Origin of the sequence: Micromonospora musae, from assembly GCF_003626545.1 — a bacterium.
Taxonomy (GTDB): Bacteria; Actinomycetota; Actinomycetes; order Mycobacteriales; family Micromonosporaceae; genus Micromonospora; species Micromonospora musae.
Window position 1 is genome coordinate 449,653 of record NZ_RAZS01000006.1, and the last position, 24,009, is coordinate 473,661.

General features: G+C 72.8%; 27 protein-coding genes and 1 pseudogene. 18 read left to right on the forward strand and 10 right to left on the reverse strand.

Going from position 1 to position 24,009, the window contains the following annotated elements; translation table 11 throughout:
* Nucleotides 1-32: 32 nt before the first annotated feature.
* Nucleotides 33-725 carry an SDR family NAD(P)-dependent oxidoreductase gene (locus D7147_RS19415; RefSeq protein ID WP_120679619.1) on the reverse strand — a complete coding sequence of 231 codons (693 nt, stop codon included), beginning with the start codon at nucleotides 723-725 and terminating at the stop codon, nucleotides 33-35.
* A 299-nt stretch (nucleotides 726-1,024) separates the two neighbouring features.
* Between D7147_RS19415 and D7147_RS19420 the strand changes: the two genes are divergently transcribed.
* From D7147_RS19420 to D7147_RS19430, 3 genes are all read left to right on the forward strand, one after another.
* Nucleotides 1,025-1,939: a MurR/RpiR family transcriptional regulator gene (locus tag D7147_RS19420; RefSeq protein WP_120679621.1), complete on the forward strand. Its 915-nt coding sequence runs from the start codon at nucleotides 1,025-1,027 to the stop codon at nucleotides 1,937-1,939.
* Nucleotides 1,936-2,895 (forward strand): N-acetylmuramic acid 6-phosphate etherase, encoded by a 960-nt coding sequence (gene murQ / locus D7147_RS19425; RefSeq protein WP_187398835.1) that lies wholly within the window; start codon nucleotides 1,936-1,938, stop codon nucleotides 2,893-2,895. Before D7147_RS19420 ends, murQ begins: the two co-directional genes overlap by 4 nt.
* A 506-nt stretch (nucleotides 2,896-3,401) precedes the next feature.
* Nucleotides 3,402-4,391 (forward strand): sigma-70 family RNA polymerase sigma factor, encoded by a 990-nt coding sequence (locus D7147_RS19430; protein ID WP_199716810.1) that lies wholly within the window; start codon nucleotides 3,402-3,404, stop codon nucleotides 4,389-4,391.
* Nucleotides 4,392-4,460: 69 nt separating this feature from the next.
* On the opposite strand, the gene D7147_RS19435 is transcribed toward D7147_RS19430, so the two are convergent.
* Nucleotides 4,461-5,432, reverse strand: coding sequence for a C40 family peptidase (locus tag D7147_RS19435; protein WP_120679625.1), 972 nt, complete (start codon nucleotides 5,430-5,432; stop codon nucleotides 4,461-4,463).
* Nucleotides 5,433-5,975: 543 nt separating this feature from the next.
* On the opposite strand from D7147_RS19435, the gene D7147_RS19440 reads away from it, so the two are divergent.
* Nucleotides 5,976-6,458, forward strand: coding sequence for a DUF6232 family protein (locus D7147_RS19440; protein ID WP_120679626.1), 483 nt, complete (start codon nucleotides 5,976-5,978; stop codon nucleotides 6,456-6,458).
* 16 nt (nucleotides 6,459-6,474) lie between these two features.
* Here D7147_RS19440 and D7147_RS19445 read toward each other — a convergent pair whose 3' ends face one another.
* On the reverse strand, nucleotides 6,475-6,801 hold the full coding sequence (locus D7147_RS19445; protein ID WP_120679628.1) for a DUF3817 domain-containing protein: 327 nt from the start codon (nucleotides 6,799-6,801) through the stop codon (nucleotides 6,475-6,477).
* 25 nt (nucleotides 6,802-6,826) lie between these two features.
* Nucleotides 6,827-7,255, reverse strand: a complete 429-nt coding sequence (locus D7147_RS19450; protein ID WP_120679630.1) for a hypothetical protein — start codon at nucleotides 7,253-7,255, stop codon at nucleotides 6,827-6,829.
* Between the two features lie 130 nt (nucleotides 7,256-7,385).
* On the opposite strand from D7147_RS19450, the gene D7147_RS19455 reads away from it, so the two are divergent.
* From D7147_RS19455 to D7147_RS19465, 3 genes are all read left to right on the forward strand, one after another.
* Complete coding sequence (locus tag D7147_RS19455; RefSeq protein WP_120679632.1) at nucleotides 7,386-7,706, forward strand: DUF6158 family protein; 321 nt, start codon at nucleotides 7,386-7,388, stop codon at nucleotides 7,704-7,706.
* Complete coding sequence (locus tag D7147_RS19460; protein ID WP_120679634.1) at nucleotides 7,706-8,041, forward strand: SRPBCC family protein; 336 nt, start codon at nucleotides 7,706-7,708, stop codon at nucleotides 8,039-8,041. Before D7147_RS19455 ends, D7147_RS19460 begins: the two co-directional genes overlap by 1 nt.
* 88 nt (nucleotides 8,042-8,129) lie before the next feature.
* Nucleotides 8,130-8,672: a DUF1360 domain-containing protein gene (locus D7147_RS19465; RefSeq protein ID WP_120679636.1), complete on the forward strand. Its 543-nt coding sequence runs from the start codon at nucleotides 8,130-8,132 to the stop codon at nucleotides 8,670-8,672.
* A 60-nt stretch (nucleotides 8,673-8,732) separates the two neighbouring features.
* Here D7147_RS19465 and D7147_RS19470 read toward each other — a convergent pair whose 3' ends face one another.
* From D7147_RS19470 to D7147_RS19480, 3 genes are all read right to left on the reverse strand, one after another.
* Nucleotides 8,733-8,939 (reverse strand): hypothetical protein, encoded by a 207-nt coding sequence (locus tag D7147_RS19470; RefSeq protein ID WP_120679638.1) that lies wholly within the window; start codon nucleotides 8,937-8,939, stop codon nucleotides 8,733-8,735.
* 36 nt (nucleotides 8,940-8,975) lie between these two features.
* Nucleotides 8,976-9,209, reverse strand: coding sequence for a hypothetical protein (locus D7147_RS19475; protein WP_407663369.1), 234 nt, complete (start codon nucleotides 9,207-9,209; stop codon nucleotides 8,976-8,978).
* A 368-nt stretch (nucleotides 9,210-9,577) separates the two neighbouring features.
* A complete protein-coding gene (locus D7147_RS19480) occupies nucleotides 9,578-10,663 on the reverse strand; it encodes a 3-deoxy-7-phosphoheptulonate synthase (protein ID WP_120679641.1) in 1,086 nt (361 codons plus the stop codon).
* Nucleotides 10,664-11,025: 362 nt separating this feature from the next.
* On the opposite strand from D7147_RS19480, the gene D7147_RS19485 reads away from it, so the two are divergent.
* Complete coding sequence (locus D7147_RS19485; protein ID WP_120679643.1) at nucleotides 11,026-11,250, forward strand: hypothetical protein; 225 nt, start codon at nucleotides 11,026-11,028, stop codon at nucleotides 11,248-11,250.
* Here the strand turns inward: D7147_RS19485 and D7147_RS19490 are convergent.
* Nucleotides 11,217-11,972 (reverse strand): phosphodiesterase, encoded by a 756-nt coding sequence (locus D7147_RS19490; RefSeq protein WP_120679645.1) that lies wholly within the window; start codon nucleotides 11,970-11,972, stop codon nucleotides 11,217-11,219. The genes D7147_RS19485 and D7147_RS19490 overlap by 34 nt on opposite strands.
* Nucleotides 11,973-12,094: 122 nt before the next feature.
* Between D7147_RS19490 and D7147_RS19495 the strand changes: the two genes are divergently transcribed.
* The 8 genes from D7147_RS19495 (at nucleotide 12,095) to D7147_RS19530 (ending at nucleotide 20,889) form a co-directional block, all read left to right on the forward strand.
* Nucleotides 12,095-13,387, forward strand: a complete 1,293-nt coding sequence (locus D7147_RS19495; RefSeq protein WP_120679647.1) for a M16 family metallopeptidase — start codon at nucleotides 12,095-12,097, stop codon at nucleotides 13,385-13,387.
* The gene (locus D7147_RS19500) at nucleotides 13,384-14,721 is read left to right on the forward strand and encodes a M16 family metallopeptidase (RefSeq protein ID WP_120679650.1); all 1,338 of its coding nucleotides are present in this window, start codon (nucleotides 13,384-13,386) and stop codon (nucleotides 14,719-14,721) included. Before D7147_RS19495 ends, D7147_RS19500 begins: the two co-directional genes overlap by 4 nt.
* Before the next feature lie 337 nt (nucleotides 14,722-15,058).
* Nucleotides 15,059-16,084, forward strand: coding sequence for an aspartate-semialdehyde dehydrogenase (locus D7147_RS19505; RefSeq protein WP_120679652.1), 1,026 nt, complete (start codon nucleotides 15,059-15,061; stop codon nucleotides 16,082-16,084).
* A 209-nt stretch (nucleotides 16,085-16,293) separates the two neighbouring features.
* A complete protein-coding gene (locus D7147_RS19510) occupies nucleotides 16,294-16,770 on the forward strand; it encodes a PPOX class F420-dependent oxidoreductase (protein WP_120679654.1) in 477 nt (158 codons plus the stop codon).
* A gap of 212 nt (nucleotides 16,771-16,982) precedes the next feature.
* Nucleotides 16,983-17,702 (forward strand): TMEM175 family protein, encoded by a 720-nt coding sequence (locus D7147_RS19515; protein ID WP_233563221.1) that lies wholly within the window; start codon nucleotides 16,983-16,985, stop codon nucleotides 17,700-17,702.
* Between the two features lie 117 nt (nucleotides 17,703-17,819).
* On the forward strand, nucleotides 17,820-18,236 hold the full coding sequence (locus D7147_RS19520) for a CBS domain-containing protein (protein WP_120679656.1): 417 nt from the start codon (nucleotides 17,820-17,822) through the stop codon (nucleotides 18,234-18,236).
* Nucleotides 18,237-18,460: 224 nt separating this feature from the next.
* Nucleotides 18,461-18,829, forward strand: a complete 369-nt coding sequence (locus D7147_RS19525; RefSeq protein ID WP_120679658.1) for an SCP2 sterol-binding domain-containing protein — start codon at nucleotides 18,461-18,463, stop codon at nucleotides 18,827-18,829.
* Entirely contained in the window at nucleotides 18,829-20,889 is a 2,061-nt protein-coding gene (locus D7147_RS19530; protein WP_120679660.1) for an amylo-alpha-1,6-glucosidase, read from the forward strand. The genes D7147_RS19525 and D7147_RS19530 overlap by 1 nt, the downstream gene beginning before the upstream one ends.
* 39 nt (nucleotides 20,890-20,928) lie before the next feature.
* Here the strand turns inward: D7147_RS19530 and D7147_RS19535 are convergent, their stop codons facing one another.
* Nucleotides 20,929-21,576, reverse strand: coding sequence for an alpha/beta hydrolase (locus tag D7147_RS19535; RefSeq protein ID WP_120679662.1), 648 nt, complete (start codon nucleotides 21,574-21,576; stop codon nucleotides 20,929-20,931).
* 208 nt (nucleotides 21,577-21,784) lie between these two features.
* Here D7147_RS19535 and D7147_RS19540 point away from each other — a divergent pair, with 208 nt between their 5' ends.
* Nucleotides 21,785-22,393, forward strand: coding sequence for a cysteine hydrolase family protein (locus tag D7147_RS19540; RefSeq protein ID WP_120679664.1), 609 nt, complete (start codon nucleotides 21,785-21,787; stop codon nucleotides 22,391-22,393).
* Nucleotides 22,394-22,396: 3 nt separating this feature from the next.
* Nucleotides 22,397-23,227: pseudogene (locus D7147_RS19545) on the forward strand (GlxA family transcriptional regulator); the annotation flags it as partial.
* Between the two features lie 31 nt (nucleotides 23,228-23,258).
* Here the strand turns inward: D7147_RS19545 and D7147_RS33545 are convergent.
* Nucleotides 23,259-23,993 (reverse strand): hypothetical protein, encoded by a 735-nt coding sequence (locus D7147_RS33545; RefSeq protein WP_325050667.1) that lies wholly within the window; start codon nucleotides 23,991-23,993, stop codon nucleotides 23,259-23,261.
* Nucleotides 23,994-24,009 lie beyond the last annotated feature (16 nt).

Below are 24,009 nucleotides of genomic sequence, written 5' to 3' on the forward strand. Positions count from 1 at the left end.
CGCCACGGCCCCGCCCGTGCCCCGACACCGGCTCAGGCGCGGCCGTAGACCGGCACCGCCGCGCCGCTCGTCGGCGCGGACTCGTCGGAGGCGAGGAACCGGATCACCGTGGCGATCTCGGCCGGGGCGACCCAGCGCGAGTGGTCGGCGTCCGGCTGGGCGGCCCGGTTGGCGGGCGTGTCGATGACGCTCGGCAGCACCGTGTTGCACCGCACCCCGAAACGCCGGTACTCCACCGCCACCGCGTTCGCGAAGGCGAGGACCGCCGCCTTGGCGGTGGCGTAGCCGGCCGCGCCGGAGAACGGGCTGAGCGCGGCGCGGGCGGAGACGCAGACCACGGAGCCGCCGCCGGCGGCCACCAGGTGCGGCAGGGCCTCGCGGGTGACCAGGTGGGTGGGGCGCAGGTTGGCGGTGAGCATCCGCTCGAACTCCTCGACCGGCGTCTCGTGCACCAGCCCGCCGCTGGCGTACCCGCCGACCAGGTTGACCACCGCGCGCAGCGGCGCATCCGGGTCGTCGGCGGCCGCCCGTACCGCCCGGGCCACGTCGTCGGGATCGCTGACGTCCGCGACCAGCCGGTGCACGCCGTCGGCCGCCGGTTCCGCGGTGGTTCGACCGCCCCGCACCGGTACGACCACCCGCCAGCCCGCCTCGGCGAAGGCGGTGGTGACCGCCCGGCCCAGGCCGCCTGATCCGCCGGTGACGAGCACACTCTGTCCTGCCATGGGGCACACGCTAGCGCCGCCGGGAATCGCCCGTCGCGCGGGTGCGCGGGCCGACGCCGCCGACTCGTCCGATCCCGGACTGCCGAACCGGATGCCGTGTGACGCCGTACGGTTGGAGTGGATCGGATGCCCGTGTCAGCGGCGACCGTCGCGGGACGGCGGTCCCGGCCCGGCGGCTGACGCGTCGTCGCGGCGAGGGTGGCACGCTGTCCCGGATGGTGGGCCGCGGTCGGTGGTCCGTCCCTCAACACGCGGGAGTCATGGTTGACGCTCACGCCTCATGAAAGTAAGTTTCATCCGTGGCGAAGAGTCCGAAGATTTCTGCGAGTCACGAGCCCGGTGGGCTGATCGTCCACATCAGTGGCTTGCTCCCGTCGCTGTCGCCGGCCGAACAGCGGGTTGCCCGACTGGTCGTGGCCGACCCCGCGGACGCCGCGCGCCGGACCATCACGGACCTCGCCACCGCAGCCGAGACCTCCGAGGCGACAGTCATCCGGTTCTGCCGCTCCGTCGGCATGGACGGCTACCCGCAGCTGCGCATCCGGCTCGCCGCCGAGGCCGCCCGCCGGATCGAGCCGCCCGACGCCCGGGTGGTCGGCGGTGACATCCCACCCGGCGCCGACCTGGCCCAGATCATCGCGACGATCGCCTTCAACGACGCGCGTGCCGTCGAGGAGACCGCCGAGCAGCTCGACCCGGCCGTCTGCGAGCGGGTGGTCGACGCGATCGCGGGCGCCGGCCGGATCGACGTCTACGGCGCCGGCGCCAGCGGCTTCGTGGCCTCCGACTTCCAGCAGAAGCTGCACCGGATCGGCCGCACCGCCTTCTACTTCCCCGACGTGCACACCGCGCTGACCTCGGCCGCGTTGCTGGGCCGGGGCGACGTGGCCCTCGGCATCTCGCACACCGGCACCACCTCCGACGTCATCGAGGTGCTGGAGCAGGCCCGCGCCCGGGGCGCCGCCACGGTCGCGCTGACGAACTTCCCGCGTTCGCCGATCACCGAGGTCGCCGACTACGTGCTCACCACGGCGGCTCGGGAGACCACGTACCGGTCCGGGGCGATGGCGAGCCGGCTGGCCCAGCTCACCGTGGTCGACTGCCTCTTCGTCGGGGTGGCCGCCCGCAACCGGGCGCGCGCCAAGAAGGCCCTGGAGGCGACCGCCGAGGCCGTCCAGTCCCACCGGGTGGGCGGCGGACGGAGGCGGGCGTGACCACGGGCGCCGTGGAGCCGGATGAGGTGTCGACGCCCGCCCCGGACGCCCGCCCGGTCGTGCGGGTGGGCGCTCCCACCGAACGCCGCAATCCGCTCAGCGCCGATCTGGACCTGATGTCCACCCGGGACGTGCTGGCGGTCATCAACGAGGCGGATCGGCTGGTGCCGGCCGCCGTCGCCGAGGTGCTCGACGAGATCGCCGCCGCGGTCGACCTGGCCGTGACGGCGCTGCGCGGCGGGCACCGGGTGCACTACTTCGGTGCCGGCACCTCGGGCCGCCTCGGCGTGTTGGACGCCGCCGAACTGGCCCCCACCTTCAACTCGCCCCGGGACTGGGTCTGCGCCCACCTCGCCGGTGGGCCGCAGGCCGTGTGGCGGGCCGTGGAGAACGCCGAGGACGACGACCGGGGCGGAGCGGCCGAAGCGGCCGACTGCGTACGCGCCGGTGACCTGGTGGTCGGTCTGGCCGCCAGCGGCCGCACCCCGTACGTCCTGGGGGCGCTCGCCGCGTCCCGCGCCAAGGGCGCCTCGACGGTGCTGCTCTGCGCCAATCCGGAGGCGGAGGCCGCTCGGTCGGTGGACGTCTTCATCGGGGTGGATACCGGACCGGAGGTGGTGACCGGATCGACCCGGATGAAGGCGGGCACCGCGCAGAAGCTGGTGCTGAACGCGTTCTCCACCGCCGTCATGGTCCGGCTCGGCCGGGTCTACTCAAACCTCATGATCGACATGGTGGCCACCAACGCCAAGCTCCGGGGCCGGATGATCTCGATCCTGATCGAGGCCACCGGCTGCTCCGAGGAGGTCTCCCGACGGGCCCTCAACGAGGCCGACGGTGACCTGAAGACCGCTCTCGTCTCGCTCGTCTCCGGTGCCGGGGTGCCGGCCGCCCGGGCCGCCCTGACCCGCGCCGACGACCAGGTACGCGGAGCGCTCGCCCTGCTCGCCTCCTGACCCGACGTCGAACGGTAGCCGTCACCTCACCCGGAGCAAGGATCGCGCCGGGGATGATCCGGGCCGGAGGGCGCCCCGGGGGTGTTTGTTCGAACTGGTCGCGGGCCCGTCCGGCGAGTGGGCATAGAACCCGGCCACGGATTGTTCACCGAGGCGCGGGGTAATACCAAGTACGTGGATGAACCGCCCCGTCCACCGGTGCGTATTCGGCAGTGACCAGGATCGCACCCCTGGTGGTGACCCGGGTCGCTGTCCCCCTCCTATCCGCAGTGCTGCCATATCAGGGGCGACGGTGAGCGGTCGTGCCACCGGCCCGTACGTGGTGCCCAAGGCGAGCCACCCGGCGGGGTGCTGACAGCAAACATGGATCGCGCTTTCAGCTACTACTCAGGCATTCGTGACAGTTTCGACTCACGACATGGAATCCCCGACACGTCTCAACTGTTGTGTAGGTGTCACCACCGACGGGCACAGCGGTACGCGGGGGAGGGCTGATGGACGTGGGGATGGCAAGGAACCGGGCAACCGGCGCGAGCGAGGGGACCGTGGGCAACGTGGACAAGAACATCGGCATGCGAACCGACGAGGTCGCCGAGGAGCGTGACCTGGTCGGCGTCTACCTGCACGAGATCTCCCGGACGCCACTGCTGGACGCCGCCAAGGAGGTCGATCTCTCCAAGGCGATCGAGGCCGGCCTCTACGCCGAGCACCTGCTCGACGAGGACCGCGTCCCCGACGGCGTCGCCCGTGAGGACCTGGAGCGGCTGGTCGTCGAGGGGGAGCGGGCGAAGGACCTCTTCATCCGCGCGAACCTCCGACTGGTCGTGTCGATCGCCCGCCGGTACGTCCGGTCGGGGATGCCCATGCTGGATCTGATCCAGGAGGGCAACACCGGTCTGGTCCGGGCGGTCGAGAAGTTCGACTACGAGCGGGGCTACAAGTTCTCCACCTACGCCACCTGGTGGATCCGCCAGGCGATCAGCCGGGCCATCGCCCAGCAGGAGCGCACCGTCCGACTGCCGGTGCACCTGGTGGAGGACGTCAACCGGATGCGCAACGTGGCCCGGCAGCTCACCCGTGAGCTGGGCAGCGACCCGGAGCCGGAGCAGATCGCGGCGGCCCTCGGCGTGACCGTCGAGCGGGTCAACGAGCTGGTGCGCTGGTCGCAGGACACCGTGTCGCTGGACACGCCGGTCGGCGACGACGGGGACACCAACCTCGGTGACCTGGTGGCCGACAGCGACGCCCCGTCGCCGGAGGACATCGTCCTGACCGGGCTGGAGCGGCAGCGGATCGAGGGTCTGCTCAACCACCTCGATGACCGTTCGGCCGGCATCATGCGGGCCCGCTACGGGCTGGAGGACGGCCGCGAGCACTCGCTCACCGAGGTCGCCTCGCGGTTCTCGCTCTCCCGTGAGCGGATCCGGCAGCTGGAGATCCAGGCCCTCGGCCGGCTCCGTGAGCTGGCCCGGGCGGAGGGGCTCCAGGCGGCCTGAGACACCGACGAAGACGGCGAACGGCCGGCGTCCGATAGGGGGACGCCGGCCGTTCGCCGTCAGGTGGGATCAGCGCACCCGGCCGTACCCCTGGATGGGCATCATGTTCATGCCCCGCTTGAGCACGTTGCGACCGGCGCTCGGCGCGTCGATCACCTGGCCGTCGCCGACGTAGAGGGCGACGTGCCCGAGCCCGCGGTAGAACACCAGGTCACCCGGGCGCAGCTCGCCGCGGCCGACGTGGGATACCGCACCCCACTGCATCCGGGCGTTGTGCGGTAGCGACTTCCCGGCCGCCCGCCAGGCCGCCGAGGTCAGCCCCGAGCAGTCGTAGCCGTTGGGGCCGGAGCCGCCCCAGACGTACGGCTTCCCGATGGCGCCGTACGCGTACCGCACGGCGGCGCCGGCCTGACCGGAGACGGCGGGCGCCTGGTGGTCGGCGGCGGGCTTCGCCGCCGGCGCCTCGGTCGCCCGTCCGTACGCCGTGCGGCGCAGGTCGTAGAGGCGGTCGAGGTCCCGCTCGATGCGGGACTTGGTGCCGGCCAACGCGCGTGCCTGGGCGTCCTGCCGTTGGAGCACCTTGTTCAGGCGGGTCTTCTCGTCGACCAGTTGGCGCTGGCTCTCGGTGAAGCCGGAGATCCGCGCCTGGCGTTGCCGGGTCAGGTGCTCGATCGTGCCGAGCCGGTCGAGCATCGCCGCCGAGCCGCCGGGGCGCAGCAGCGCGTCCGCGGTCTGCAGGGCGCCGGTCTTGTACGCGGTCGCGGCGATCTGCGCGACGTCGGCCCGGCCCTGCTCGGTCTGCCGTTCCAGCGGGCCGATGCGGGCCTGTAATCGGTCCACCGCGGCCTTGTTGGTCTTGATGTCCTCACGGAGCTTGTTGTACGACTCGACGACCCGTTCCAGTTCCGTCGAGGAGCGCTCGATCTGGCGGTTGAGGTCGGCGGGGGAGGGCTCTGCCCGGGCCGCCGTGGCCGGTGCGACCAGCGCGGCCGACAGGCCGACGACTGCCAGTGTGCGCAGCAGTTTTCTCAGGGATGACAAGAGCGGAAGGCTCCTCTCCCACGGCCACCGGCGGGTGCTGACGCCCCCGGTGGCACCGGACCGGGGCCCTCCGGATGGTGGGCACTGGGCCGGGCCGGCTCGCTCAACCTAACCCGGGACGGGAGTGATCCGCAGTGGAAGTCGGGACGTCTGTTGGCAAAGTGGTAGCAAGTGCCACCTGCGGCAGGTGACCCACTGTGATCATTAACGAGGCGGTCGCGCCTGGGGCGCGCCAGGGATGCGGCTTTTGCCCAGACAATGAACTTCGTCGTTCTGGACGTATGCCGCCGGAATGCGACGACCCATAACCGATAAAGACGGAAATGGATTCCCATTCCTGACCATGTACCGCTCCGGCCTGCCGACGAGGCCCGGCAAAACCCGATCTGAGCTGGCAGGACGGCAACACAATGAAGCCGTAGCCGGGATTCCCGTCAAGCGGCATTGAAGGTGTGAGGCCGGGACGGGCCGACCCGACGGACGCCGCGGGAGGAAGCCGTGAATCCTGAAGGCGCGACCACACGAGCACCGGGATCACCGAGGGTGACCGGCGCCCGGAAGACCCTGCTCTACGCCCGCCCCGGCATCGTCGTGACGATCGACAGGTTCACCGTCGGCCGCAACACCTACCGGGTCGCCCACCTCACCCACCTGCGCAGCACCCGCGGCCCGCACGACCGGATCGCCGTACGGGCGGTGGCGACCAGCGGGGCGATGATCGGTGGAGTCGGCCTGCTGCTCGGCTTCACCGGCGGGCTGCAACGGCTCACCGCGGGCGCGTACCTCATCTTCGGCGCCGTGCTGCTGGTGCCGGCGCTGCTGGCGACCGTCGGTGACCGCTGGCGGCCCCCGGCGTACGAGCTGTGGGGCGTGTACCAGGGCGAGGAGGTGCTGCTGTTCAGCGCCGACGACGAGCGGCAGTTCGGCCAGGTCACCCGGGCCCTGCTGCGGGCCCGGGAGATGAACCGGTACGGCGGGTGGAACGAGCCGCTCGCCTCGGCCGATCCGTGGCGGCCGAGCCGTTGACCGGGGCACCGGTCGCTCAGCCGGCGATCGGCTCCGGGGTGCGCTCGGCCGGGCGGTGCAGCCAGGCGGTCGCCCGGCGCTCGGCGTAGAAGGAGACGAACGGCACCGTGCCGGCCAGCATCACGCCGAGCATCCGCTTCATCGGCCAGTTCGCGCGGCGGGACAGGTCGAAGGTGGCCACCAGGTAGATCATGTAGAGGAAACCGTGCGCCGGGCCGACTGTCTCCACCACGACCGGGCTGTCGAACAGGTACTTCAGCGGCATACCGATCACGACCAGCACGATCAGCACCACGCCCACGATCCAGGCGATCGCGCGGTACCGGGTAAGGGCTCCGCCCACCTCTGTCCGTCCTTCCGAACCCGGCTCAGCCGGGATAGTCACCGGGCCGAGCGCCCGGGTTGGCGTTCAACCATGACAGGTAGCGGTTGTACGCGGCCAGGTCGGCGTCGTCCTCCACGCCGTTCACGACCGCCGGGACGCGGGTCACCCGGACCGGCCGGCGTACCACCGGTCGCGTCGTCGAACCGCTCTCGCCGACGACCGGCTCGACCTCGGCGACCGGCTCGACACGCTGCTCCGGCTCGTCACCGCGCACGGTGTGTCGCGCCTCACGCCACCACACGAAGACCACGAACCCCGCGAAGATCGGCCACTCGAAGGCGTACGCCCAGCTGAGGGTGTTGCCCCCGGCGGCCCGGCTGATCTGCCACCAGCCCAGCGCGAGGAACGCGACGACCAGGACGACCATGGCCGTGTGGCGTGCGATCCACACCGGGGTCCAGAGCCGCTTCATGGCATCGAGGGTACCGGCCCGTCCGGCGCTCTCCGACGAGGTGTCGTAGTTGTCATGGGTCCGGGACGTTTGGTGCCACCCGGCGTGGGCAACCGTTTAGACGCCAGCCCAGACGAGACCAGGGGGCCAGATGAGACAGGAAGGCTACCCGCCGGGCGGTGGAGCCAGCCCGGAGGAGCGGGTCATCGAGTGGAGCGGCGACCACCTCGCCGACCCCACCACGCTCGGCCCCGACCTCGACGGTGAGCTGGGTGTCGACCCCGCGGAACTGCCCGACGAGGACCTGATCCGCGAGATCCACAGCCTGCACCGGACCCGGCTCGACACGCTGCGGCACGCGGCCGATTCGGCGCTCGCCCACCACCTGCGCCGGACCGCCGAGCTGGAGACCGAGTACCTGGCGCGGTACCCGAGCCGGGAGATCGACCCGAGCCGGCTGCGGGACGAGTGATGGCGCACGCCGAGCGCGGCATGTCCGCGCCGCCCGAAGTCGTCTTCAACACCGCGACCGACCCGGACCGGGCAGCAGCGTGGTTGCCCCCGTTCCTGCGCGCCGACGGCGCACCGACCCCCGAGATCCGCGGCGAGGAACTCCGCGCCCGGTGGCGGATCGCCTCACCGACCGAACTGACGGCGGAGATCCGGGTGGACCCGGAGAACGCCGGCGGCGCGCGGATCCGGTTCGACCTCTCCGGCGGGTCCGGCGGACAGGACGCCGACCGGCTGGCCGCCGAGGCGCTGGACAGCCTGGCCCGCGAGGTGGCCGACAACCTTCAGGCGGGCTGACGCCCGCGGAGCACCCCGCCGGCCGCCAGGGCCGGAACCGTCGGCGATCCGGTCGGCGGAGCGCAGCAGGCGAGATCGAGGAGGCCGGGTGACCCCCTACGGCTTGAGGAAGAAGGCGACGCGGCTGCGCCAGGCGTACGCGCCGCACGAGCACCGCCCACTCGGCGGCTACCTGGCGGCGATGGGCGCGTACGCCGGGGTGACCGGGGCCGTCGCGGGTCTGGTCCGGGCGACCGGTCGGCCGGTGCCCGAACGTCCCGCGCCGGCCGACGTGGTGCTGCTGAGCATCGCCACGCACAAACTGAGCCGGTTGCTGTCGAAGGACGCGGTCACCAGCCCGCTGCGCGCCCCGTTCACCCGCTACGACCGGCCCATCGGCAGCGGCGAGGTGATGGAACAGGTACGCGACTCGGGCAGCTCCACCCGGCACGCCATCGGCGAGCTGCTCAGCTGCCCGTTCTGCCTCGCGGTCTGGGTCGCCACCGGACTGACCGGTGGCCTGGTGCTCATGCCGCGGCTCACCCGCCTGGTGGCCACGGCGCTGACCGCGGTGGCCGCGTCCGACTTCCTGCAGATGGGGTACGCGGTCGCGCAGCAGGCCGCCGAGGGCGGCGGGCGGCACGAGGAGTAGACCTCGACCGACGACGGGGGCCGGCGCGAAGCGCCGGCCCCCGTCAGGTGAACGTCCTCGTCACGTCGGTGTCGTGCCGCCGTCCTCGCCCGCCCAACCACGGGACGCCTCCGGTTCCCGTTCACCCTTGTCCTCGCCGGTGACCACCTCGCGGTCCACCGCCGTCCGATCGTGCTCGTCGGCGAAGTCCGGCTCGGGCAGGCTGTCCACGCCCGCCGGGGGCTGACCCAGCGCCGGGACCCGGTCGTGGTGCTGCTCGTGGGACATCTCGTTCTCCTCTCCCCCCGGGGAGCGGGGGCGGTCTCAGGTGACCGTGCCGCCCAGCAGGTCGGCCGCCTCGTCGACCGAGTACTCCCCCTCGGGCAGCGCGCAGATCCGGGTGAGCCATTCGGAGGGCAGCTCGGCGGCGACGGCGCGCCGGTAGATGTCCGCCTGGCTGACCCGCTCCTGGCCGCGGTACAGGTCTTCGAGCAGGTCGTCGAGGCGTCGGGTGTCCGGCTTCTCGGTCACGGGTACGTCGTCGGTCACGGCGATCAGCTACCCGTGCCGGAAACGGTCAAACGTCACGCGCCCGAGCGAGAGCCCGGAGGCGGAAACAGCGGCGCCCCGGCCGGATGGCCGGGGCGCCGCTGGGCGTCGGTGTGCAGGTCGCCTCTCGGCGAGTGGCTCGACGCGGCTCCAGCCGGACGGTATTCCGCGAAGGCAATTGGGTGAGGCCCGGGGACACTGGACACACCGACACCCCACACAACCACGCCACCCCCGCGACTCTTCCGCGCCCCCCTGTGCCCTACACCACACCCCTCCGCCCGTTCCGCGCCGACCCCGCACCGGTCCCGTTGATCAAGAGATTCGCGTCGGATCCGCGCGCCCTCGTGACGCCGAGCTCTTGATCACGCAGGACGTCAGGCGCGGGTGGGCAGCGACGCGCGGCGGGCGCGGACGGCGGAGGCGAGCTGGTCGAGGACGTCGGCGGTGGTGTCCCAGCCGATGCACGCATCGGTGATCGACTTGCCGTACTCCAGCTCCCGGGTCGGGTCCAGGTCCTGCCGGCCGGGCTGGAGGAAGGACTCCAGCATGATGCCGACGATTCCGCGCTGCCCGGCGGAGAGCTGGGCGGCCACGTCCGCCGCCACGAGCGGCTGGTTGCGGTGGTCCTTGCCGCTGTTGGCGTGGCTGGCGTCGATCACCACCCGCTCGGGCAGGTCGGCCGCCCGCAGCAGGTCCAGCGCACCGGCCACCGACTCCGCGTCGTAGTTCGGCCGGCCGCCGCCGCCACGCAGCACCAGGTGGCCGTCGGCGTTGCCCCGCGTGTGCATGATCGCCGGGGTGCCGGAGAAGTCGATGCCGGGGAAGACGTGCGGCACGCCGGCCGCCCGGATCGCGTCCACGGCGGTGCCGATGCTGCCGTCCGGGCGGTTCTTCATGCCGATCGGCATGGAGAGCCCGGAGGCGAGCTGGCGGTGCACCTGACTCTCCACGGTGCGGGCCCCGATGGCCCCCCAACCCACCGCGTCGGCGATGTACTGCGGGGTGATCGGGTCGAGGAACTCGCAGCCGACCGGCAGGCCGACCCGGAGCACGTCCAGCAGGAGCGCGCGGGCCAGCCGAAGGCCCGTGTTCACGTCGCCCGAGCCGTCCAACCGCGGGTCGTTGATCAGCCCCTTCCAACCCACCGTCGAGCGGGGCTTCTCGAAGTAGACGCGCATCACGATCAGCAGGTCGTCGGCGAACCGGTCCGCCGCCTCGCGCAGCCGCCGGGCGTACTCCAACGCGGCGACCGGGTCGTGCACCGAGCACGGGCCGACCACCACCAGCAGGCGGTCGTCGGCGCGGTCGAGCACCCGGCCCACCGCGCGCCGGCCGGTCAGTACGGCCGAGGCGAGCGTGTCGTCCAGGGGCAGCTCGTGGTGCAGCAGGGCGGGGGTGGTCAACGGCACGACACGGTCGATCCGCTGATCGCTGACCCGATCGGTCTCCGGGGTCGTCACGGTGGGCTTCCTTCCGCCGACCGTGCCCGGGGCCGGTGCCCGGGTCGAGCCGGCTGCTCGTACGCGAAGGGCAGGACCAGAAGGCCCTGCCCAGCCGGCTCGAAGAGGAGTGACGTCAGTTCATGGTGAAGTCACCGGCTCCTCCAGCCGGCTGCCTAAACCATCGATACGACCGCGTCACGGTGCACAGCGTACCCGACGGATCGCGCGGCGTTCAGTCCCACGTCCGCAGCGTCCCACGCCGGTGGTGCGCGGGCGTGTCGACCGCCGCGCCGGGGTATGAGGGGTGGCATGAGCGAGCAAATCAATCGGCACGGCGCGGGCGAGCCGCAGAGCGCCGCCGACCGGAGGGGGGCGACGGCATGAGCGAGCCAGGCGGTGGCACCGGCGACGAGCAGGAGCGCGTCGAGTCCCGGGCCCACCTGCTGCCGGAGGAGAAGGCAGTGGGCAGCGACGACCCCGAGGCGCAGGCCGACGCCATCCTGACGGAGTCCGACGCCCGCGAGGACCGGAACGTGGCACCCGACACGCTGCTGGAGCACCGGACGTCGGCTCAGACGGTGACGCCGATCGAGCCGCCGGACTGAGCCTCGACCCCGCGCGCCCGGCGGGAACCCCGGTAGGACTGCCCCCGCAACCACGCCATCGCCCCGACCGCGCGCAGCCCGGTCGGCAGGTTGCCGATCGGGTCGAACGCCAACGCGGCATCCTGCCGGGCGCTGAGCTGGGTGCCGATACTGACCTGGCCGAACGGGCGCCACGGCCCGACCGCGGACGCCGTCGCGAGCACCAGGCGCGGCTCCTCCGTCCGGGTGGCGGCGGCCACCTCGGCGAGGCTGCGCCCCAGGTCGATCGAGTCCGGGTCGGCCAGCGCGGCCAGCCAGAGCCGCCGACCACGATCGGCGCGCAGGGGCACGATCGTGCTGTACGTCCCGGCGAACCGTCGACGGGGCAGCGCCACCGCCCGCAGCACCGGCCGCGCGCCGCTGGAGCTGACCAGCAGGTCGACCGGGCGCGGCCCGTCCGTGTGCACCCGCACCGCCAGGCCGAGCACGTCCGGCCAGCTCCCCGGGGTGGACGTGCCCTTCGAGAGGCGGATCGTCGCCGGGTAGCGGCCCGGCTCGTCGAGGAAGGCCACCCCGGTCGGCGGGCCCGACGTACCCCAGATCGTCACCTCACCCGCGAACGACCGGCCGGCGGGATGGAAGAGCCGGGCCCGCCGCAGGCGGGTCAGGAAGGCGGAGGCCCGGCAGACGGCGTCGCCCGCGCGTTTCGCGAAGGCGGACGGGCGGGCGGTGGGCGCGGACATGCCCCTGCGGTACCCCGGCCCGCCCGGTCGATGCGCGTGGCGGGCGAGCACCGCAGCCGGCGACGGCTCGCCCGACCTCGTCGTGTCCCGTTTCCGCCCCGGAGATCGGATAGCGTCGTCCCATGCCCGAGAGCGGTTACCCCTGGCCCATCGAGACGACCCGACTGGACAACGGCCTGCGCGTGGTGGTGAGCGAGGACCGCACCGCGCCGGCGGTCGCGGTGAATCTCTGGTACGACGTCGGTTCCCGGCACGAGCCGCAGGGGCAGACCGGCTTCGCCCACCTCTTCGAACACCTGATGTTCGAGGGCTCCCTGAACGTGGCGAAGACCGAACACATGAAGCTCATCCAGGGCTCCGGCGGATCGCTCAACGCCACCACGAACCCGGACCGGACGAACTACTTCGAGACGGTGCCGGCCGAGCACCTGGAGTTGGCGCTCTGGCTCGAGGCGGACCGGATGGGCGGGCTGGTACCGGCCCTGACCCAGGAGACGCTGGACAACCAGCGCGAGGTGGTCAAGAACGAGCGGCGGCAGCGCTACGAGAACGTGCCCTACGGCGACGCGTGGCTGCGGCTGCTGCCGCTGCTCTACCCGCCGGGTCACCCGTACCACCACGCGACCATCGGTTCGATGGCCGACCTGAACGCCGCCGACCTCGCCACGTTCCAGGAGTTCCACCGCACGTACTACGCGCCGAACAACGCCGTGCTCACCGTGGTCGGCGACGCCACCGCCGCCGAGGTCTTCAAGCTCGCCGAGAAGTACTTCGGCGTCATCCCGCCGCGGGCGGACATCCCGGCCGCGCCGGACGGCCGGACGGTGCCGGCCACCGGACGGCCGGCCAGCGAGACGGTCACCACCAACGTGCCGGCCCCGCGGGTGTACGTCGCGCACCGCACCCACGCCTTCGGCAGCACCGGGTACGACGTGCTCACCGTGCTGGCCACGGTGCTCGGCAGCGGTCGGGGCAGCCGCCTCTACCAGCGCCTCGCCGACGGCGAGCGGATCGCGCAGCCGGACCTCGTGGGCGCGTACGGGGTCGACCTGGCGCACGCCCCGGCGCCGCTGATCGCGACTGCGACGGCCCGCCCCGGGGTGGACGGCGAGCGCCTGGCCGCCGGGCTGCACGCGGTGGTGGACGAGTTGACAACCGTTCCGGTCACCGCCACCGAGCTGGACCGGGCCAAGTCGCTGCTCAGTACCGCCTGGTGGCGCCAGATGTCGACGGTGGACGGTCGCGCGGACACCCTCGGCAGGTACGCCACCCAGCTCGGCGACCCGGCGAAGGCCGGCGACCGCCTGCCGGGCTGGCTCGCGGTGACCGCCGACCAGATCGCCGAGACCGCCGCCGAGGTGCTCGCCGCCGACGACCGGGTGACCCTGACCTACCTCGCCGAGGAGAAGCCATGACGCTGATCGCCACGCGCCCCGGGCCGGGCGCCGCCCGCCCGTACCGGTTCCCGCCGGTCGTCCGCCGCGCGGTGGCCGGCGGGCAGGTCGTCGCCGCCCACCTGCCCGGGCAGAACCTCGCCGTCGCGTTGCTGCTGCTCGACGCGGGCGCCGAACGGGAGCCGCTCGGCAAGGAGGGGCTCGGCGGGGTGCTCGCCAAGGCACTGGAGGAGGGGACTGCCCAGCGGGACGCGGCCGCGTACGCCCTCGCCGTCGAGGGGCTCGGCACCGAGCTGGTGACCGGGCTGGACTGGGACTCGTTCCAGGTCAGCGTGCAGGTGCCGGTGGACCGGCTGGCCGCCGCCGTGGAGCTGCTCGCGGAGGCCGTGCGTACCCCTCGACTCGACCCCGTCGACGTGGCGCGGGTACGCGACGACGAGGCCACCGGGCTGCGGATGGACTGGGCCAACCCGGGGCCGAGGGCGGACGCGGCGCTGCGCGCCGACCTCTTCGGCGGGCAGAACCGCTGGGGCCGCCCGATGTACGGCGACCCGGAGTCGGTCGCCGGCCTGGACGTCGAGGACGTCCGGGTCTTCCACTCGGAGTGGTTCATCCGGCCCGGCACCCTGATCGTCGCCGGTGACCTGGACCGGCTCGACCTGGAGGCGCTCGGCGCGGCCGCCTTCGCCGGCACCGGTGGTGGCCCGGTCGAGCGGGGCGGCCCGGTCGAGGCGCCGTTGCGCAGCGGGCGGCGGATCATCCTGGTGGACCGGCCCGGCTCGGTGCAGTCGACGCTGCGGCTCGGGCACCCGGCCCCGCACCGCGCCCACCCCGACCATGTGGCGATGACGCTGGCCGGCACCGTCCTCGGTGGCGCCTTCACGTCGCGGCTGAACCACCTGATCCGCGAGGTGCGCGGCTACACCTACGGGATCCGGGGCGACTTCGCCTCGTCGCGACGGTTCGGGCGGTTCGGGGTCAGCTCCGGCGTGCAGACCGCGGTCACCGCGCCGGCGCTGGTCGAGGCGGTCGGCGAGATCTCCCGTACCCGCAGCGGCGGGGTGACCGAGGAGGAGCTGGCCGTGGCCCGCTCCTGGCGGGCCGGGCAGCTGTCGGTGGAGTTGCAGACCCCCCGGGCCATCGCCTCGGCGCTGACCACGCTGGTGGTGCACGACCTGCCGGACGACTACCACGCGCGGCTGCGGGAGGCACTGCTCGCCGCCGACGTCGACGCGGTGAGCGCCGCGGCCGCCACCCACCTGCACCCGGACTCGCTCACCCTGGTGGTCGAGGGCGACGCCGCTGTGATCCGCGACGACCTGGCCGCCGCCGACCTGGGCGAGATCGTCTCCTAACCCCTGCGCACCTTCACGGAAAGAGTGGCCATTTCCTGACGGGAGGCCACTCTTTCCGTGAAAGTGCGCCCCGGCTGCCTGGGGTGGGTGGGGTGTGATGTGGGTCGCAGGGGGGTGGTGGGTGGCGGCTCGGTGGGGGTGGGGCGGCGCGGAGGGGCTGCGGCGGGGTCCGGGGTCCGGTTGGGGATCTTCCGGGCGGTGGGGCGATCGGCGGTGGGCTTTGCGGGCGGGCGGGCGCCGGTGGACGGGTGCTCGGCGCGTCGGAGGCTGTGACGTCCGGCGCCGGCGGGGGGAAAGGGTTCCCACTACGGGTGCCGCCGTGGGTAGCCTCGCGAGCATGAGGATCGGCATTGTGGGGGCCACCGGGCAGGTTGGTGGCGTGATGCGGCAGGTGCTGGCGGAACGGAAGTTCCCGGCGGAGCAGTTGCGGTTGTTCGCCTCGGCGCGGTCCGCGGGCCGGACCCTGCCCTGGGGCGGCGAGGAGATCACCGTCGAGGACGCGGCCGTGGCCGACTACTCCGAGCTGGACATCGTCCTCTTCTCGGCCGGCAAGTACACCTCGAAGGAGCTCGGACCCCGGGTCGCCGAGGCCGGCGGCGTGGTGATCGACAACTCGTCGGCGTTCCGGATGGACCCGGATGTGCCGCTGGTCGTCGCCGAGGTCAACCCGCACGCCGCCGCGGTACGGCCGAAGGGCATCATCGCCAACCCGAACTGCACCACGATGGCCGCCGTGCCGGTGCTGCGTCCGCTGCACGCCGAGGCGGAGCTGGTCAGCCTGGTCGCGTCGACGTACCAGGCGGTCTCCGGCGCCGGTCTGGCCGGTGTCGCCGAACTGGACGAGCAGGTCCGCAAGGTAGCCGAGCACGCCAGCGGGCTCACCTTCGACGGTTCGGCCGTCGAGTTCCCCGCGCCGCGCTCGTTCGCCGAGCCCATCGCGTACAACGTGCTTCCGCTCGCCGGCGCGCTCGTCGACGACGGCTCCTTCGAGACCGACGAGGAGCAGAAGCTGCGCAACGAGAGCCGCAAGATCCTCGAGATCCCCGGGCTCAAGGTCTCCGGCACCTGCGTGCGGGTGCCCGTCTTCACCGGCCACTCGCTCCAGATGAACCTCCGGTTCGCCCGGCCGATCACGCCGCAGCGCGCCCGGGAGCTGCTCGCCGACGCCCCCGGGGTGGCGCTGACCGACGTGCCCACCCCGCTGCGGGCGGCGGGCCGGGACCCGGTCTACGTCGGGCGGATCCGGGCCGACGAGACGGTCGAGAACGGGCTCGCGCTCTTCTGCTCGAACGACAACCTGCGCAAGGGCGCCGCGCTCAACGCCGTGCAGGTCGCCGAACTGGTCGCCGCCGAACTCGGCTGAGCGCCGTCGACGGTTGAGCACCCACCCGGCCCCGGCCACCAGCCGGGCCGGGTGCCGGCCGGGTCCGGTGCCGGCCGGGTCGGGCGGCTCGTCGCGATCGGGTCTACGCCGCGGTGATCCGCCCAGCCGGACGCTCCCGGGCCACCGGACGCCGTCGACCAGGCAGCCGGGTCGACCACCGCGGGAGACGGCCCCCGGCCCATGCTTGGATGGGAAACCGGAAGCAGGACGAGGTGGAGGAAACCGTGCCGGACGAGCGTACGCAGCAGGCGTTGACCGATCTGATCGCCGCGCGCCGGATGGCCGTGCTGGCGACCCTCAAGCGGGACGGTCGGCCGCAGTTGTCCACCGTCATCTACTCGTTCGACCGGGAAGCGGGCCTGATCCGGGTCTCGGTGACCGGCGACCGGGCGAAGACGGCCAACCTGCGCCGGGACCCGCGCGCGACCCTCCACGTGAGCAACGAGGACGGTTGGGCGTACGCGGTGGTCGAGGCGCGCGCCGAGCTGACGCCGGCGGCCACCGACCCGGACGACGCCACCGTGCGGGAGCTGATCGAGGTCTACCGGTCGCTCCAGGGCGAGCACCCCGACTGGGACGACTACCGGCGGGCGATGGTCGCCGACGGTCGCCTGGTGCTGCGCCTGCACGTCGAGCGCGTCTACGGCCTGCCGCCGCGCGACTGACCCGCGAACCCGCAGCACCTCACGGCGGCCGACTCCCGCCGCGGGGCGGCCCCCGGGATGGGACGCCCCGGCGGCGCCTGAGCCGCTCGGTCGCCGATCGAGCGGCGATCCGGGCCGCCGCCGGTCAGGCCGGCACCGGCAGGCGCCTGGCGAAACAGGCGCTGTAGGGGCGACCTGGACGGGTATACGCGTCGCGCCGGGGGAGGGGCGTGATGCGGGCGGAGCAGAGCGGTGGCGACGAGCCGGTCGACGGCGCCGAGCACGGCGTGGACGCCGAGGCGGCCGACCGCATCGTCGGCGGTGAGATGCGCTCGGAGATCGGTCGCCTGCTCACGTTCAGCGACGCGGTCTTCGCCATCGTCATCACGCTGCTCGTGCTGGAGTTGCGCGCGCCGGAGGTGCCGCCGGGCGGACTGGCCCGGGCGCTGCTCGACCAGTGGCCGTCGTACCTCGCGTACGTCACGTCGTATCTCCTGATCGCCGTGACCTGGTACAACCACAAGACCACGTTCCGCCGGGTGCACCGCTGCGATCCCTGGCTGCACGTCACGAACCTCGGCGTGCTGTTCAGCACCGCGCTGTTGCCCTTCGCGACAGCTGTCGTCTCCCGGTCGCTGCGGCACGGGAACCAGGCTGATGAGCGGATCTCCACCGCGCTCTTCGGCCTGGTCGGGGTACTGATCTCGATCAGCTGGCTCGGGCTCTACCACCATCTCGTCCGGAACCGGAGGTTGCTGCGTCCCGGGGTGACGGTGCGCCTCTTCACACTGGAGCGCCGGCGCGGGCTCTTCGGCGTGGCCGCGTTCGGGTTGGGCGGTCTGCTGGGTTTCCTGGTCAGTCCGCCGGTCGCGCTCGGGATCTTCCTCGTCCTGCCGGTGATCTTCGCGCTCTCCGCGGAGAGCGTGGCAGAGGTGCGTCGCCTGCGGTGGTGACCCGTTCGCGGCGCGGCGAGCCGGCGGCGGGCGCTACCGGCGGCTCGAACCGGCGGCGCGCGTTACCCCCTCGGGAGGGGCGGGTAGACCGCGGTGCCGACACCGAGAGGGGGCACCATGACAACGGTCGGAGAGTTCATGACGACCCGGCTGGTGACGATGGACGGCAACGACACACTCACCGCCGCGGCACAGGAGATGCGTGACATGGCGATCGGCGATGTGGTGGTCACCGATGGCGACAACGTGGTCGGCATCGTGACGGACCGCGACATCACGGTCCGTGCCGTGGCGGAGAACAGAAATCCCACCACCACCCGGCTCAACGAGATCACCACCAAGGACGTGATCACGGTGAGCCAGTACGACGACGCGGTCGCCGCCGCGGACCTGATGCGCACCTACGCGGTGCGACGACTGCCCGTCGTCGAGGACGGCCGGCTCATCGGCCTCGTCTCGATGGGCGACCTGGCCGTCGAGCGTGAGCCCCAGTCGGTGCTCGCCGACATCAGCGCCGACGACCCGAACAACTGACGTCCGCCGCGGGCGCGCGCCGGCCTTCCGGGAGACCGGGGGGCCGGCGCGTCGTGTCCGCTGCGGGCGGATGCGCCCGGCCGGGGCTCACCCGATCCGGGCGAGGTTGACGGCCCGCCGGACGGGCACCCGTGCTCGGACGCCGAACGGCCGCCCGGAAGGGCCGGAGACCACCCCAGACCGGGCGGACGCCGGGCGTGACGGGCCGCGGGAGGAGGGGACCTTTGGACACCACCACGAGGTTCTTCGAGGAGATCGACCGGCGAGGGTACGAGCCGAGGCTAGCCAAGACCGCCGGCACCATGCGGGTGGACCTGCAGGAGGGGCCGCACACCACGCACTGGTTCCTGAAGATCGAACACGGTCGGATCGCGGTGAGCCGGGAGAACCAGGAGGCCGACACGGTGATCGGCACCAGTCCGGGGCTCTTCGAGGACATCGCGGCCGGGCGCGAACACGGGATCGCGGCGATCCTGCGCGGCGACATGACGGTCTCCGGCGACGCGCGCCTGCTGGTGCAGGTGGAGCGGATCTTCCCCGGCGACCCGGACGCCCGTGGGCCCCGCCGGAAGTTCGAGCGGGAGGTGCGGTGATGGCTTCGAACGGCACGATCCGGATCCTGGACGGCAACACCTTCGTGGTGTCGGAGGACACCGGGGACATCGAGGCCACGCCGAGCGAGCCGACCGGGCTCTTCTCACTGGACACGCGGTTCCTGTCGAAGTGGGTGCTGACCGTCAACGGCGAGCGGCTCAACGCGCTCTCCTTCGACGACCTCCAGTACTACGAGGCGCGGTTCTTCCTGGTGCCCGGCATGGCCACGCACTACATCGACGCGAAGCTGTCGATCATCCGGGAGCGGGCCGTCGGTGGCAGCTTCCGGGAACAGATCATCATCCTCAACCACGACGAGAAGCCCGTCGACCTGGAGGTCCGGATCGACGCCGGCTCCGACTTCGCCGACCTGTTCCAGGTCAAGGACGAGATTTTGAACAAGAAGGGCGAGCTCTACAGCGAGGTCGAGTCCGACTGCCTACGGCTGGGCTACCGCCGCGGCAACTTCGTACGGGAGACCGCCATCGTCTCCTCCGCCCCGGCCCGGTACGACCGAGACGGGCTCGCCTACACCGTCCACCTGGAACCGAACGAGCAGTGGGAGACCCGGATCGACGTCTCCACCACTGCCGTGGGGCCGGGCGGACGCGACCTGCGGTTGGGTGTGAGCACGCACGGCGCCGAACGGCTGGCACTCCAGCACGACCTGGAGAAGTGGATCAAAAACGCGCCGAAGCTCAACAGCCAGCACGAGGCGCTCTCCTCGACGTACCGGCGCAGCCTCGTCGACCTGGCCGCGCTGCGCTTCTCGCCGCTCTCCCTGGGCGGGGCGACCCTGCCCGCCGCCGGCCTGCCGTGGTTCATGACCATGTTCGGCCGGGACAGCATCCTGACCTGCCTGCAGACGCTGCCGTTCACCCCGGCGCTGTCGAAGACCACGCTGCGGATCCTGGCGTCGTTGCAGGGCAGCCGGTTCGACGACTTCCGGGAGGAGGACCCCGGCCGGATCCTGCACGAGATGCGGTACGGGGAGACCGCGGCCTTCGAGGAGCAACCCCACTCGCCGTACTACGGGTCGGTGGACGCCACGCCGCTCTTCGTGATCCTGCTCGACGAGTACGAGCGGTGGACCGGGGACGCCGCGCTGGTCAAGGAGCTGGAACAGGAGTCGCGGGCCGCGCTGCGCTGGATCGACGACTACGCGGACCTGGTCGGCACCGGCTACATCTGGTACGAGCGGCGCAACACCGACACCGGCCTGGAGAACCAGTGCTGGAAGGACTCCTGGGATTCGATCTCCTACTCTGACGGAAAGCTGCCGCCGTTTCCCCGGGCCACCTGCGAGGTGCAGGGGTACGCGTACGACGCGAAGGTCCGCGGCGCCCGCCTGGCCCGCGAGTTCTGGGACGATCCGGCGTACGCCGAGCAGCTCGAGCGGGAGGCGGCGCAGCTGAAGGAGCGGTTCAACCGCGACTTCTGGGTGGCGGACGGCGAGTACTTCGCCCTCGCGCTCGACCCCGACGGACGTCAGTGCGACGTGCTGAGCTCGAACATCGGCCACCTGCTGTGGAGCGGCATCGTCTCGCACGAACGGGCCGAGAAGATCGCACAGCACCTGGTCGGCCCGCGGCTCTTCTCCGGCTGGGGCGTGCGTACCCTCGCCGAGGGGGAGATCCGCTACAACCCGATCGGCTACCACAACGGCACGATCTGGCCGTTCGACAACTCCTTCATCGCCTGGGGGCTGCGCCGGTACGGCTTCGCCGAGGAAGCGGCCATCATCGCCAGCGGCATCCTGGACGCGGCCACGTACTTCAGCGGCCGGCTGCCGGAGGCGTTCGGCGGCTACCACCGGGAGCTGACCAAGTTCCCGGTGGAGTACCCGACCGCGTGCAGCCCGCAGGCGTGGTCGACCGGTACCCCGCTGCTGCTGCTCCGGACCATGCTCGGCCTGGAACCGCACGAGGGCCACCTCTCGGTGGACCCGCGGCTGCCGGTCGGCATGGGCCGGATCGAGGTGCTGGACATCCCGGGCCGCTGGGGCCGGGTGGACGCCTTCGCCCGCGGTCGGCTGGAGGTGCACAACCTGATCGACTGACCGCCCGCGGCGCCGCCCCGGCCCCGATCCCGCGCCGGTTCAGCTCGCCGGCAGGACGGTGTCGAGGAAGGCGGCGGTGGCCGCGTGCAGGTCGGGCCGGTCCAGGGCGAGCGCGTGGCCGCCGTGGGTGAGCCAGCTGTGCACCGGATGCCCGGCGGCCAGCAGCGCCCCGGTGAGCCCGACGGCCTGAGTCGCCGGCACCGAGCGATCGTCGGTGCCCTGGACCAGCAGCACCGGCACCCCGTTCCCGGCGTGGGTGGTGACCGTCGCGTCGACGGTCGCCGGGTCGCCGGGCGCGGGCGGGTGGCCGAGCAGGTCCGCCCATGGGTCGTCGCCGGCGCGTAGCCGCCGCCAGTCCGTGCCGAGCGGGTCCACCGGTGCCCAGTACGCGAGCACACCCGCCACGTCGTCCGGGCGGTCCACCCCGCGCAACGCGAGGTGCAGGGCGAGCATCCCGCCGGCCGAGTCACCGGCCACCAGCAGCGGCAGACCGCCCGCCTCGGCCCGGGCCCGCCGGGCGGCGGCCCGGACGTCCTCCAGCTGGGCCGGCCAGCGCGCCTCGTGCACCAGCCGGTAACCGGCCGGAACCACCCGCAGTCCGTGCGCGGCCAGCGCCGCGCCGTCCTCGCTCGCTCGGGCGCGCCACCCGCCGCCGTGGATCCAGAGCAGTACGCCGCGTTCGGTCATGCCGCCATGCTGCTGCGGGCACCGCCCCGACGACCAGTTTCTTCGCTGACGGCAGAAGATCCACGGCCGGGGTGGATGCCGCGACGGCGCCGGCTGAAGCAGCGAGCCCGGGGCGAGAGTGCCCAGGTCACCCCGGAGGCCGGATCGTTCCGCAGCCGGGCAGGATGGTGTCTGCCCCTGCGGCTCCCGCCCGACCAGGATCCTTCCCATGAGCAGAACAGCACTCGTCGTGATCGACGTCCAGGAGTCCTTCCGCCAGCGCCCGATCTGGGCGTACGGCTCCAACCCCGACATCGTCGGCCAGGTGAACCGGTTGGTGGCCGCCGCCCGCGAGCGGGGCGACCTGGTGCTCTGGGTCCTGCACGCCGAGCCCGGCAGCGGCGGCGTCTTCGACCCGGCCCTCGGACACGTACGGCTGATCGACGGGCTGGCGGCGGCCGAGGGGGAGCCGACGCTGGTGAAGACCGCGCACAACGCGTTCACCACCACCAACCTCCAGCAGTTGCTCACCCTCGCCGGAGTCCACGACGTGACCGTGTGCGGGATCCGCACCGAGCAGTGCGTGGAGACCACCACCCGGCTCGGCTCCGACCTCGGCTACCGGACGACGTTCGTGACCGACGCGACGATGACCTTCCCGATCCCGCACCGGGACCTCCCGGAGACGGCCGGCCCGGCGGAGATCCTCGGCGACCCGCGCACCCTGTCGAACGAGGAGATCCTCCGCCGCACCGAGTACGCCCTGGCCGGCCGGTTCGCCACCGTACGCACGGTGGACGAGGTGACCGGCGCGTCCCTCTCCGGCGCGCGGAGCTGACCGATGGCCCGGGTCGTCTTCCTGCTCGTTCCGCAGCTGCACCTGCTGGATCTCGCCGGGCCGGCCCAGGTCTTCTCCACCGCGGCCGACCTCGGCCACGACTACGAGCTGCACTACGTGGCCGAGCGGGAACGGGTGCCCACCGTGCAGGGCGTGCCGCTGGTCGCCCGTACCCGATGGCCCGACCTGACCCCCGACGACCTGCTGGTGGTGCCCGGCTGGCGGCCGAACGCGCACGGGCCGGCGGGCCCGGTCGGCCCGGACGATCTGCGGCGGCTTGCCGCGCACCACGCGGCCGGGGGCACCGTGGCGAGCGTCTGCGCCGGTGCGTACGCCCTCGGCCGGGCCGGCCTGCTCGACGGCCGGCGCTGCACCACCCACCACGACGTGCAGGAGGACCTCGCCCGCCGGTATCCGGCCGCCCGGGTCGTCCAGGACGTGCTCTACGTGGTCGACGACCGGGTGGTCACCTCCGCCGGAATCGCCAGCGGGATCGACGTGGCGCTGCACCTGGTGGCCGGTCGGCACGGGCCCGCCGTCGCCGCCGACGTGGCCCGCGAGCTGGTGGTGTACGCCCGCCGCAACGGTCTCGAACAGCAGGCCAGCGTGATGCTGCGGCACCGCTCGCACCTCTCCGACGCGGTGCACCGGGTGCAGAACCTGATCGACCGCCGCTACGCCGAGCGGCTTCCGCTCGCGGACCTGGCCGCCGCCGGTGGCGTCGCCGAGCGGACGCTGAACCGCCTCTTCCGGCAGGCCACCGGCCTCACCCCGCTCGGCTACCAGCAGCTCCTGCGGGTCGAGCGGGCGGAGCACCTGATCGGGCACGGCGTCACGGTGGAGGCGGCCGCGCGGACCGTCGGGTTCACCGATGCCCGAATGCTGCGTCGCCTGCGGGCCCGGACGCGTCGGGTGCCGGATCCGCAGCCCGCCGGTAGTAGTCGTCCCGGGACCGGAACTCGACCGGGAGCGACCCCGGCAGGGTGATCCGGGACTCCCCGATGAGGCGTCCCGCCGACCGCAACGCCAGCACGTCGCGCTCCTGCGGAGAGAGGTCGACCAGCTGGGGCCGGCCCAACCGGAAGGCGGCGACCGCCCGGCACACCTGCCGAGCCAGCCGGGCGATCTCGTCGGCCGGGCCGCCCAACGCGAGCGCCGGCTGCTGGATGGTCCGCAGCGCGTCGCACACGATCAGCAGCCGGGCCGGGCCGTCCTGGTCGGCCGGCGCCAGCTCCAGGCGAGACGGCCACTGCCAGCGGATCTGCCCGCTGAGCAGGCCGGGCAGCCGGACCGGCGGACGGTGCCGGGCGATGCCGACGGCTCGCCCACCGGCCAGCACGGCGAGCTGCGAACCCTCGCCCACCCAGACGACCCGCTGATCGGTGACGGTCACGGTCACCGGGCCGGGCAGCGTCCACACCCGCCGGATCTCGGTCGGGCCGAGCAGAAGTCCCGAGACCTCCACCCGGTGCCGCCAGAGCACCTGTTCGCCCAGGGTCGGCACCAGTTCGTACCGGCGGTCGAGCAACGGGCCCATCTCATCGTCCGGCGCGTCGAATCGGTGCGGACCGATGAAGAAGGGCGACGCGTCAGCCTGCATCGTCACGACCTCCCAC